General features: G+C 71.1%; 9 protein-coding genes. 2 read left to right on the top strand and 7 right to left on the bottom strand.

The genetic code is table 11. From position 1 onward, the window contains the following. Positions 1–4: 4 nt before the first annotated feature. The gene (locus tag WG212_RS03020) at positions 5–1,147 is read left to right on the top strand and encodes an Mrp/NBP35 family ATP-binding protein (RefSeq protein WP_337185585.1); all 1,143 of its coding nucleotides are present in this window, start codon (positions 5–7) and stop codon (positions 1,145–1,147) included. A 22-nt stretch (positions 1,148–1,169) separates the two neighbouring features. On the opposite strand, the gene WG212_RS03025 is transcribed toward WG212_RS03020, so the two are convergent. The 7 genes from WG212_RS03025 to WG212_RS03055 all read right to left on the bottom strand — a co-directional run bounded on the left by WG212_RS03025 (position 1,170) and on the right by WG212_RS03055 (position 9,475). Further along, positions 1,170–2,585, bottom strand: coding sequence for an MFS transporter (locus tag WG212_RS03025; RefSeq protein ID WP_337185586.1), 1,416 nt, complete (start codon positions 2,583–2,585; stop codon positions 1,170–1,172). Positions 2,586–2,642: 57 nt separating this feature from the next. Beyond that, the gene (locus WG212_RS03030) at positions 2,643–4,076 is read right to left on the bottom strand and encodes an MFS transporter (protein WP_337185587.1); all 1,434 of its coding nucleotides are present in this window, start codon (positions 4,074–4,076) and stop codon (positions 2,643–2,645) included. 182 nt (positions 4,077–4,258) lie between these two features. Further along, positions 4,259–5,164 (bottom strand): SDR family NAD(P)-dependent oxidoreductase, encoded by a 906-nt coding sequence (locus WG212_RS03035; protein ID WP_337185588.1) that lies wholly within the window; start codon positions 5,162–5,164, stop codon positions 4,259–4,261. Between the two features lie 335 nt (positions 5,165–5,499). After that, on the bottom strand, positions 5,500–6,471 hold the full coding sequence (locus WG212_RS03040; RefSeq protein WP_337185589.1) for an HlyD family efflux transporter periplasmic adaptor subunit: 972 nt from the start codon (positions 6,469–6,471) through the stop codon (positions 5,500–5,502). Position 6,472: 1 nt separating this feature from the next. Beyond that, the gene (locus tag WG212_RS03045; RefSeq protein ID WP_337185590.1) at positions 6,473–7,231 is read right to left on the bottom strand and encodes an ABC transporter ATP-binding protein; all 759 of its coding nucleotides are present in this window, start codon (positions 7,229–7,231) and stop codon (positions 6,473–6,475) included. After that, positions 7,228–8,370, bottom strand: coding sequence for an FtsX-like permease family protein (locus WG212_RS03050; RefSeq protein ID WP_337185591.1), 1,143 nt, complete (start codon positions 8,368–8,370; stop codon positions 7,228–7,230). The genes WG212_RS03045 and WG212_RS03050 overlap by 4 nt, the downstream gene beginning before the upstream one ends. Before the next feature lie 190 nt (positions 8,371–8,560). Further along, the gene (locus tag WG212_RS03055) at positions 8,561–9,475 is read right to left on the bottom strand and encodes a LysR family transcriptional regulator (RefSeq protein WP_337185592.1); all 915 of its coding nucleotides are present in this window, start codon (positions 9,473–9,475) and stop codon (positions 8,561–8,563) included. A 147-nt stretch (positions 9,476–9,622) separates the two neighbouring features. Between WG212_RS03055 and WG212_RS03060 the strand changes: the two genes are divergently transcribed. Continuing rightward, entirely contained in the window at positions 9,623–10,618 is a 996-nt protein-coding gene (locus tag WG212_RS03060; protein ID WP_337185593.1) for an aldo/keto reductase, read from the top strand. Positions 10,619–10,788 lie beyond the last annotated feature (170 nt).

Here is a 10,788-nt window from a genome sequence, read left to right on the forward strand (position 1 = left end):
CGGCATGAGCGACGTCCCCGACCGGACCGCGATCCTCCAGGCGCTGGACGCCATCGTCGATCCCAAATCGGGGCGGGGCCTGACCTCCGCGGGCCTCGTCCGGGGCCTGGTCCTGCGCTCGGGCCGGGCCGCCTTCATGCTCGAGGTCGCGCCCGCCGACATCGACCTCTACCGTCCCGTCCGGGACCGGGCGGAGGAAGTGCTGGCCGAGACCGACGGCGTCGAGGCGGCCCAGGTGGTGCTGACCACCGAGATCCAGGCGCCCTCGGCGCCGCAGCTCAAGGTGACGCCGCGCCGGGCCTCGCCGGCGGCGGGACAGGGCGGGGAGGGCGGAGGACGCGCCCGCGTGGCCGAGGACCCTCAGGCCCGTCTCCAGCCGATGGTCGACGCCCAGCCCCTGCCGCACGTGCGCCGGATCATCGCCGTGGCCAGCGGCAAGGGCGGGGTGGGCAAGTCGACGGTCTCGGTGAACCTGGCCGCCGCCCTGGCGCGGCTGGGCAAGCGCGTGGGCCTGCTGGACGCCGACATCTATGGCCCCTCGGCGCCCACCATGTTCGGCCTGGACGGCGATCCCACCTTCGACGCCGACAAGCGCCTGAATCCGATGGAGGCCTGGGGCGTGAAGGTCATGTCCATCGGCTTCATCGTCGAGCCGGGCACGGCCAACATCTGGCGCGGGCCCATGGCGTCGTCCGCCCTGCGCAGCCTGATGAACTCCAACTGGGGGACGGCGGACGAGCCCCTGGACGTCCTGGTCGTCGACCTGCCGCCCGGCACGGGCGACATCCAGCTCACCCTGGTCCAGAAGCTGAAGATCGACGGCGTGGTCATCGTCTCCACCCCTCAGGAGATCGCCCTGGTGGACGCCCGCCGCGCCGCCACCATGTTCGACAAGACCGGCGCGCCGATCCTGGGCGTGGTCGAGAACATGGCCTGGTTCGCCGACAGCTCGGGCGCGAAGGTGCCGATCTTCGGCTCGGGCGGCGCCCGCGCCGAGGCCGAGCGGCTGAAGGTCCCCCTGCTGGCCGAGATCCCCATCGAGGTCGCGCTGCGCGAGGCCTGCGACGCCGGCCGGCCTCTGGCCGCGACCACCGACGACGGCCCCGCCGTGCAGGCCTTCCTCCAGCTCGCGAAGGCGGTGGGCTGACCTCTCGGCGGCGGAACGGGCGTCAGGCCTGCCGCGGCGGCGGGTGCTCCTCGCCTGTCAGGCTCTCCACGCCCGCGCCGGCCAGCAGCGCCGCTTCGCGCGCCTCGAGCTGGCGCCGGGTCTCGGCGGCGCGGGCGGGCGTCAGGCCGTAGCCCAGCAGGCTGAACGCCCCCAGCGAGACGAACACGATCGGCCCGGCCAGGAACACCAGCATCAGGGCCTGGACCGACTCGGGCGAGTTGCCGGACGCCAGCTTGGGATCGTAGCCGGTCTGGTCCAGCACCAGGAAGGTGAGCCAGATCCCCACCCCGGCGGCGATCTTGTTGGTCAGCGTGGTCAGGGCGTAGAGCAGGCCGCCCCGCTCCTTGCCCTGCCTCAACCGCATCTCGTCGGCGACGTCGGCGGTCATGGCGCGGGTCAGGACGTTGAAGCTGGCGGCCATGAAGCCCGTGAAGAACAGCGTCGGCGCGGCTGCCAGCAGGTTGCCCTTCGGCAGAAAGGGCAGGGTGAGCACGAACAGCGAATAGGCCACCGCCGCCACGATCACCGCCCGGTGCTTGCTGATCCGCGTGGCCAGCCAGGCCAGGCTGGGCGCCCCCACGATGCCGGCCAGGATGTAGAGCAGCAGCAGGATGTTCGCCTGGCCCGAGGTGAAGCCCATGTAGTCGCGCGAATAGAAGAGGTAGAGCGCCGCCATCCACCCCGGGCCCATCCCCAGCGCCAGGTCGGCGACGATGATCCGGAACATGTTCCGGTCGAACACCAGCTCCACGTAGTCGCGCAGGCGGAACCGCGCGCCCGGCGCATCGGGCATCACCGTCTCGGGCGTCCGCCAGACCACGATGGCCACCGCCACGGGCGCGAGCACGATCAGGCTCCAGATCATGGCCCGGACGCCCTCGGCGTCGGTGTAGCCCATCTGCTCCATCACGATGGGGATCAGCAGCACGCCGACCGCGCCCACCACGCCCACGGCCGTCATCACGCCGAACAGCCGCGCCCGGTCGTCGTACGACTTGGCCAGTGTCGAGGCCCAGGCCGCGTGCGAGAGCAGCAGGATCGAGGTGCCCAGGTACATCACCAGCAGCCAGGTCATCAGGCCGCCGATCCCGACGCTCTCGTCGGCCTGCAGCAGCATGAAGAGGCCGATCATCACGAACGGCGCCCCCAGCAGGGTCCAGAACCGGTAGCGGCCCCAGCGGGTGGTGGTGCGGTCCATGGCCAGGCCCAGCGCCGGCTCGATTGGAACGTCGATCATCCGCACGAGGCCGAAGGCCGCGCCCACGACCGCGAGCTCCAGCCCGATCGTCGAGGCGAAGTAGGCCGGCAGGTGGACCGAGACCGCCAGGCCAAGCGCCTGGAGCGGCAGGCTGGTCGCGGCGAACGCCAGCGCGAGGGCGAGGGGCAGACGGGCGTCGCGTCCGGTTCGGGCGTTCAAGCGGTTGGTCCTCCCTGCGGGGACGTCTCTGACGGACGGCCTCCGCATGCCTTCGGATCAGGTCTTCTCCGGGAGCTCCCGGTGGGCGATGTCCGTGCCGGTCAGGGACTCCATGGCCGCGGCCGGGTCGACCAGGGCGGCGTCCTTCTCGTCCAGCAGGCGTCGGATCTCGGCGTGGCGTTCGGCGGTCAGGCGGTAGCCGATGAAGCAGGCGCCGGCGATCATCACGAACACGATCGGGCCTAGGATGTAGGCCAGCTCCAGGCCGAAGATCGCTTCCGCGGTGTTGGCCGCGCCCTCCTGCGCCTGGTAGCCCACGGCCGCCAGCACGTTGAAGGTCAGGAAGATCGCGCCCGCCGTGGCCAGCTTCGAGGTGGCGGTGGTCATGGCGTACATCAGGCCCATCCACTCGCGCCCGCTCTCCAGCCGGATCTCGTCGGCGATGTCGGCGGTGATGGCGCGGATCAGGACGGTGAAGCCCGCGGCCATGGCGCCGAGCAGGAACATGCCGGGGGCGAAGATGAAGAAGTTCCCGGCGGGCAGGAACGGCACCGTGACCAGGCCCAGCGAATAGATGGTGGTCGTCACCATCAGGGCGCGGTGCTTGCTGAGCCTGTTGGCCAGCCAGGCGGCGAACGGGGCGCCCGCGAAGCCCGCGGCGATGTAGATCATCAGCAGCAGGTTGGCCGAGGCGATCGTGAAGCCCCGGCTGTCGGTGAAGTAGAACAGGTACATCGAGGCCATCCAGCCCGGCCCCAGGGTGACGAACAGGTCCGCCGCTAGCAGGCGCAGGATGTTGGGCCGCGTCAGCAGGCTCCAGTAGTCCTTCAGGCGGAAGGTCGTGCCGTGGTCCTTCGCAATGACCTCGGGCGAGGCGAAGACCACCAGCAGCGAGGTGATCGCCGTGGCGCCGATGATGAACCAGATCATGGCCCGCACGCTTTCGGCGTCGGTGGCGCCCGCGTACTCGGTCATGACGACAGGGATCAGCAGCACGCCCATGGCGCCGATGACCCCCAGGCCCGTGATCGCGCCGAACACGCGGTTTCGCTGCTCGTAGGTCGGGGCCAGGCGGCCGGCCCAGGCCAGGTGCGAGAGGTAGACGCCCGAGTAGCCGACGTACATCACCAGCAGCCAGCCGATCAGGTAGCCCTGGCCCACGCCCTCGGGCGAGATCATCAGCATGTACATGGCCAGCATCAGCACCGGCGCGCCGAGGGCCAGCCAGACGCGGTAGCGCCCGAATCGCGTCCGCGTGCGGTCCATCGCCAGGCCAAGGCCGGCGTCCAGCGGGATGTCCACGAATCGTACGAGGGCGAAGGCGCCGCCCACCACCGCCAGCGACAGGCCCAGGTGGCTGGCGAAATAGCGTGGCAGGTGGACCGTGATCGCCAGGACCAGGGCGGCGATGGGGATACTGGCGCTGGCGAAGACCATGACGGCCGGGAGCGACAATTGTCCGGACCCGGACGTCATCTGACCTTGCGACACCGAGCGCTTCTCCTCCGCCTCGCGCCTCTCGTGAGCGCGCCGCGTAGGTTACGCGCGTTCACCAACCCTCGCGCAAGCGGATTCGGGTTACAATTCTGAAAGAGGGCCGTGCGTCGCCGCACGGCCCTCCATATCAGTCACGCCCTGTATCGGTCCCCCGGACGGGACGTCGGCGAGGCGGTTCAGCCGCCCTGGAGCTTGCGGAAGAATTTCGCGGTCTGCTCGCCGCCGTTGACGTAGGCCTTCTGGCCCTCGGGATCGGCGATCTTGGCCCAGTTGTCGCGGACAGCTTCCACGGTGGCGCCCGCACCGATGGCGACGCCCTCGGTCTCGACGATGCGCGCCACGGCGAAGGCGCCTGCGCCGGCGGTCAGGATGGCGCCCGTCGGCGCCTCTTCCGAACACAGGAACACCACGCCCGGCGTGACGAACTCGGGCTTGAGCTGGGCCAGCACCTCGGCGGGCATGCCCAGGTTCTCGGTCATCCGGGTCGCGGCCACCGGGCTGATGGCGTTGACGTGGATGTTGTTCTTCTGGCCCTCGAGCTTCAGCGTGTTCATGAAGCCGATCAGGCCCAGCTTGGCGGCGCCGTAGTTCGACTGGCCGAAGTTGCCGTACAGGCCCGACGACGAGGTCGTCACCACGATGCGCCCGTAGTTCTGGTTGCGCATGATCTCCCAGACGGCCTTGGCGGGCTTCACCGTGCCCATCAGGTGGACGTCGACCACGACCGAGAAGTCCGGAATCTCCATCTTGGCGAAGGTCTTGTCGCGCAGGATGCCGGCGTTGGCGACGAGGATGTCGATGCGGCCCCAGGCGTCCATCGCGTCCTTGACCATCCGGGCCACGCCGGCGTCGTCGGTGACCGACGAGCCGTTGGCGATGGCTTCGCCGCCGGCGGCCTTGATCTCGTCCACGACCTTGTTGGCCGCATCCGAGCCGCCGCCCGAGCCGTCCATCGAACCGCCCAGGTCGTTGACGACCACCTTGGCGCCCCGCCGGGCGAGCTCCAGGGCGTGCTGTCGGCCGAGGCCGCCGCCCGCGCCGGTCACGATCGCCACCTTGCCGTCGAAGCGGATGTCCGCCATCTCGTGTTCCTTCCTCAGAACCTGTCGCAAATTCGGCGGGCGTTGTGCGGCGCACGCGCCTGGGCGTCAAGCTGACGAGGGGCAGGGCGGACGCCGGCGCCGCGACAGGTCGACCACGAAAGAACACGAAAGGGCGTCCGGTCCTGGCGAGGCCGCGAAGCGGCGGCTTCCAAAATCAAGGAACCGCGGAGGGACGCGGAAGGCGACGCTTTCGATTCCGCGCCCTTCCGCGTTTTCCGTGATTTGCGTGACGGAGCCTCCGCTCGCGCGGAGGCTCGGAGCGCGAACCGGCCTTTCGTGTGCTTTCGTGTCTTTCGGGGTTCGACCCCCGGCGCTCAGCTTCCGGGCGTCGCCTCGGGGCCCCGGGCCTGTTGCGGGCGCATGAACTTCACCAGGATGCGCTGGCCGATCAGGAAGGGCGCGCCGGTGGAATCGACCACAACCTCCACCACCCGGTCGTCGGTGCGTTCGGTGGGATCGTCGGACTGCAGCTTGCGGGCGCCGAAGACCGCGGCGCGGCGCAACACCTTGCCGGAATAGACCTTCGAGGGATCGCTCTCGGGCGACATCTGCACGGCCTGGCCGATCGCCACGTGGCTCAGCGAGCCCTCGGCGATCTCGGCCCGCACGATCCGCCCCGCCTGCGGCTCCAGGTCGAACATGTTCGAGACGTTCAGCGTCGAGGCGCCCGCGCCCGGGTTGGCGTAGCGGCGCACGATCCGCCCGTCGGCCGGGGCGCGGATGATCGACAGCTCCTGATCGTAGCGGGCCTCGGCGGCGCGGGCCTCGGCGGTGGCCACGGTGGCCTGCTGGGCCAGGATGCGGGCCTCGGCCTCGCGCACGGCGTCGCGGGCCTGGTCCAGCTTCTGGGCGGCCACGAAGTTGGACGGCGCCAGCCCCTCCAGCCGCCGCTGCTCGCGCTGGGCGGCCGAGAGCTGCACCTGCAGCAGGGCCAGGGCGGCGCGGGCCTGGCGCACCTCGGCCGAGGCCCGGTGGGCGGCCAGCTTCGGCTCGTCGTCCTCCAGCCGGGCCAGGACCTGGCCCCGGGTCACGTCGTCGCCCTCCTGGACCAGAACCTCGGCGATGACGCCGGCGCGCCGGGCGGCCACCTGGATGATCCCGCCTTCCACGTCGGCCTTGCCGTTGGCGATGGCGGCGTAGGGGCTCGGCTTCACCTCGGCGGCCGCCTTGGCGGCGGCCGCTTTCTTCGCCTGGGCCTGGCCGTTCAGGACGACGAAGCCACCGCCCCCCAGCACCAGGACGGCGGCCAGGATCCAGACGAGGCGGTTCTTCAACAGGGCGGGCATCTCAGGCTCCGATGAGCTCAGGGTGTCGAGGGCGGTGGGTCTCGGGCGCGGCCGGAGGCGCCGGCGCCGTGCGCCGGTCGTCCAGGATGCGGCCGTCTTCCAGATGGATGACGCGGTCGGCGAAGGCCTCCAGGCGCGGGTCGTGGGTGACGCAGATCACCGCCGCGCCGTGTGCCTTGGCCGCGCGCTGGATCAGGCGGATCACCACCTGGCCGTTCTCGCCGTCCAGCGCGCTGGTGGGTTCGTCGGCGAACAGCAACTGCGGCGCCTTGGCCAGGGCGCGGGCGATGGCCACGCGCTGCTTCTCGCCGCCCGAGAGCTCGGCCGGGCGCTGGTTCAGCCGCGCGCCCAGGCCCACCTCCTCCAGCGCCGCGGCGGCGCGCTCGCGCGCCTCGCGCTTCGCGACGCCCTGGTACTTCAGGATGATCTCGACCTGCTGGAGGGCGGTGAGCGCGGAGAACAGGTTGAAGCCCTGGAAGATGAAGCCGCAGTGGTCCAGGCGGAACCGGTCGGCGCGGCCGCCGCGCATCGACCAGATGTCCTCGCCCAGCGAGGTGACGGTCCCCTCGTCGGGCTTCAGCAGGCCCGAGAGCGCCGCGACGAGCGTCGACTTGCCCGAGCCCGACGGGCCCATGACCATCGTCACCTCGCCGTGGGCGGCGTCGAAGTCCACCCGCTTCAGCACCTCGATGTGGCTGCGGCCCGTCTTGAACCGCTTGTACAGGCCGTGGGCGACGATCGCCGATTGTCCGCTCTTCATCGCAGCAGGTCCGCGGGCTGGCTCTTCTTCAGGACGCCCAGGGCCAGAAGGCCCGACGCCGCCGAGATCACGAGCAGGAGGATGGCGACGCCGACCACCCACGGGACGGGGAAGCCCATCGGCAGCCCCCCGTTGGTCGCCAGCAGGTAGACGCCGGAGGTGAAGAGCGCGGTCGCGCCCAGGCCCACCAGCCCGACCCACACCGACAGTTCCATGACGATGAGGCGGAGAGAGCCCATGCCCACGCCCAGGGCGCGCAGCGAGGCGAACTCCTTGATCGACGACAGGATGGCGCCGCGCAGGGTCTGGGACGTGATCCCGACCCCGATCAGGAAGCCCAGGAAGACCGAGAAGCCCAGGAGGACGCCGATGATCTGCTCCTTCATCAGCGCGCCCTCGTTGGCCTCGGACAGCTCGGCGCGGGTCCAGGCGCGGTAGGCGCCGTTGGCCGTGGCGTTGAGCTGGTCGCGCACGATGGCCGCCCGGGCGGGGTCGGCCAGGCGGATCATGAGCGGGCCGGTCTTCCCATCCTTGGCGAGCATTCCCATCAGCCGCATCGTGTCGCGCGACATGGTCACCGAGGCGTTGTTCACGTCGGGATAGCCGTCGAGGAGGGCGCGCACCCGCACCGTCTTGCCGTTCAGGGATGCGGAGTCGCCCAGCTTCACGCCCAGCCGGGCAAGCTGGCTGCGGTCGATGGCCACCGCATACGGCTCCATCAGCGCCAGGCGTGTCTGTTCGGAGTAGTCCACGGGCAGCGTGACCGCCCCCGGCCGCGTGTCCACCATGTTGACCTGCACGAAGGTGGTCACGGTCTTGCGGCCGTCGGTGGGCCGGTTGATCCAGCGGGCGCCGGCTCCGCCCATGGCGGCCACCTCGACCACCTCGGGATGCAGGTAGAACTGCGGCTGGAGGCGCTCGGGCAGGGAACCGCCGCCCGAGTTGATCAGGCTCTCCATCCGGGCCGGCAGGATCATGATGTCGGCGCGGCTGCGCTCTATGGTGGCTGTCGCCCCTTTCACGATGCCGGTGAACATGCCCACCTGGGCCAGGATCAGCAGGCCCGAGAAGGCCAGCGCCACGACCGCGGCCGTGTAGCGTCGCCACTCGTAGAACAGTGTCGCCAGCGCCAGAGACATGGGTTCGACAGCCCTCACCTTCGAGCGCGGGTGTCGCCGTCTCCCCGGGACCGGGCCAGTTAAATCCCCGTAAGGCGGGGTGGAGACCGCTGCGACACGACGCGTTCACCCCCAAGGAGCCCCGAGGGACGCGAGGCGGATGCGGCTGGGCCGATTAAACCTTCGTAATGCGGCGCGTCATGAGGCCGGGTCAGGTGGCCTCGGCTTCCACCCGCATCCACTCGATGAAGGCCCGGAGCGCTGGCGAGACCTGGCGGCGGCTGGGATAGTAGAGCCGCCAGCCCGGGAAGGGCGGGCACCAGTCCTCCAGCACCGCGACCAGGGCGCCCGAGGCGAGCTCCGCGGCCACCAGCGGCTCGGCCACGAAGCCCAGGCCCGCGCCCTCCGTCAGCGCGTCCACGAGCAGTTGGGCGTCGTCCACGATGAGCGGGCCGTCCACGGCGACGCGGCGGACGTCGGCGCCCTTCTCCAGCTCCCAGTCGTAGATGACGCCGGACGGGAACCGCGTGCGCAGGCAGGCGTGGCCGGCGAGGTCGTCCGGGGTCGGCGGGACGCCATGCTCGGCGAGGTAGGCGGGCGCGCCCACCACCAGCATCCGCAGCGGCCGGCCCAGGCGCACCGAGACCATGTCCGCCGGCAGGGTCTCGTCGAAGCGCACGCCCGCGTCGAAGCCCTGGGCCACGATGTCCACCAGGGCGTTGTCGCCGACCAGCTCGACGCGGATGTCCGGATAGGCCTTCAGGAAGCCGCCCAGGCGCGGGGCGATGGCCATGCGCGCCACCGACCGCGGCGCGGTGATCCGCAGCCGCCCGGCCGGCCGCGCCCGGAACTCGGCCACCTCCGCCAGCCCGGCGGTGATGTCGGCCAGCGCCGGCCGCAGGCGCGCCAGCAGCCGCTCGCCGGCCTCGGTGGGCGCGACGCTGCGCGTGGAGCGGTTCAGCAGCCGCACGCCCAGGGCCGCCTCCATCCGGCGCAGCCGGTGGCTGAGCGCCGACGCCGAGACCCCCAGCGCCGTTCCCGCGCGGCGGAAGCTGCGCAGCTCGGCCAGCAGGGCGAAGGCCACGAGGTCGGGCAGGTCGCGGCGGGTGAGGGTGGACGGGTCCATTGATGAACTCTGCTCAATGAAGCGTTGAGCCGGCAAGCCATTCTCCACGGCCGCCGCGCGCGCCACCTGTGCTCTGGATCGGATGCGAACAGGTTGGACGTGAACAGGCCAGGCACTGACAGGCCAGACACCGATAGGGAGGTCGCCATGCAGACGCGCAAACTCGGAACCCAAGGCCTCTCGGTCTCGGCCATCGGCTTCGGCTGCATGGGCCTCTCGGGGACCTACGGCCAGGCGGCGGGCGAGGCCGACGCCGTCGCCCTCCTGCGCCGGGCCGTGGACCTGGGCGTCACCTTCTTCGACACGGCCGAGATCTACGGCCTCACCGCCAACGAGGTGCTGGTGGGCAAGGGCCTGGCCCCCGTCCGCGACCGCGTGGCGATCGCCACCAAGTTCGGCTTCGACGTGGAGGCCGCGATCCGCACCCGCCGCCCCTCGGGCGTGAACAGCCGGCCCGAGAACATCCGCGCCGTGGCCGACGCCTCGCTGAAGCGCCTGGGCGTGGAGGTTATCGACCTCTTCTACCAGCACCGCGTGGACCCCGGCGTGCCCATCGAGGACGTGGCCGGGACGGTGGGCGAGCTCGTGAAGGCGGGCAAGGTGCGCTACTTCGGCCTCTCCGAGGCGGGCGTCGAGACGATCCGCCGCGCCCACGCCGTGCATCCGGTGAGCGCGCTGCAGAGCGAATACTCCCTCTGGAGCCGCGATCCCGAGCGCGGGGCGCTGCCGGTCTGCCGCGAGCTCGGGATCGGCTTCGTGCCCTACAGCCCGCTCGGCCGCGGCTTCCTGGCCGGCGGCTATGGGGCCGGCGAGCCCGCCGGGACCGACTTCCGCCGCTTCCAGCCACGGTTCCAGGGCGAGGCCCTGGCGAAGAACCTGGGCCTGGTCGAGGCCTTGACCGCGCTCGCCGGCCGGAAGGGCCGCACCCCCGCCCAGCTCGCCCTCGCCTGGCTGCTGGCCCAGGGCGACGACATCGTCCCGATCCCCGGCACCACCAAGGCGGCCCGCCTGGAGGAGAACGTCGCCGCGGCCGAGGTCGCCCTGACCCCCGAAGACATCGCTGCCATCGAAGCCGCCGTCCCCGAAACGGCCGTGGAAGGGGCCCGCTACGACGAGTTCGGCCTCGCGATGGTGGGCCTCTAGGCGGCTTGGACTGGTCGCGCCGCTGGCGACGAAGGTCTCGGCCACGAACCCACGCGAAAACCACGAACGGGCGGCGTAGGGCTCGGCGACTGGTTCTGCGAGGCCGCGAAGCGGCGCCTCTCGAATTTGAAGGAACCGCGGAAGACGCGGAAAGGCGCGGAAGGCGAAGG

It is taken from the genome of Phenylobacterium sp., from assembly GCF_037189685.1.
GTDB lineage: Bacteria > Pseudomonadota > Alphaproteobacteria > Caulobacterales > Caulobacteraceae > Phenylobacterium.

Bases quoted from the DNA above. Each gene is read 5' to 3' on its own strand.
- WG212_RS03020 (WP_337185585.1), top strand. From the start codon at position 5: ATGAGCGACGTCCCCGACCGGACCGCGATCCTCCAGGCGCTGGACGCC.
- WG212_RS03035 (WP_337185588.1), bottom strand. From the start codon at position 5,164: ATGGCGGACATCCGCTTCGACGGCAAGGTGGCGATCGTGACCGGCGCG.
- WG212_RS03040 (WP_337185589.1), bottom strand. From the start codon at position 6,471: ATGCCCGCCCTGTTGAAGAACCGCCTCGTCTGGATCCTGGCCGCCGTC.
- WG212_RS03045 (WP_337185590.1), bottom strand. From the start codon at position 7,231: ATGAAGAGCGGACAATCGGCGATCGTCGCCCACGGCCTGTACAAGCGG.
- WG212_RS03050 (WP_337185591.1), bottom strand. From the start codon at position 8,370: ATGTCTCTGGCGCTGGCGACACTGTTCTACGAGTGGCGACGCTACACG.
- WG212_RS03055 (WP_337185592.1), bottom strand. From the start codon at position 9,475: ATGGACCCGTCCACCCTCACCCGCCGCGACCTGCCCGACCTCGTGGCC.
- WG212_RS03060 (WP_337185593.1), top strand. From the start codon at position 9,623: ATGCAGACGCGCAAACTCGGAACCCAAGGCCTCTCGGTCTCGGCCATC.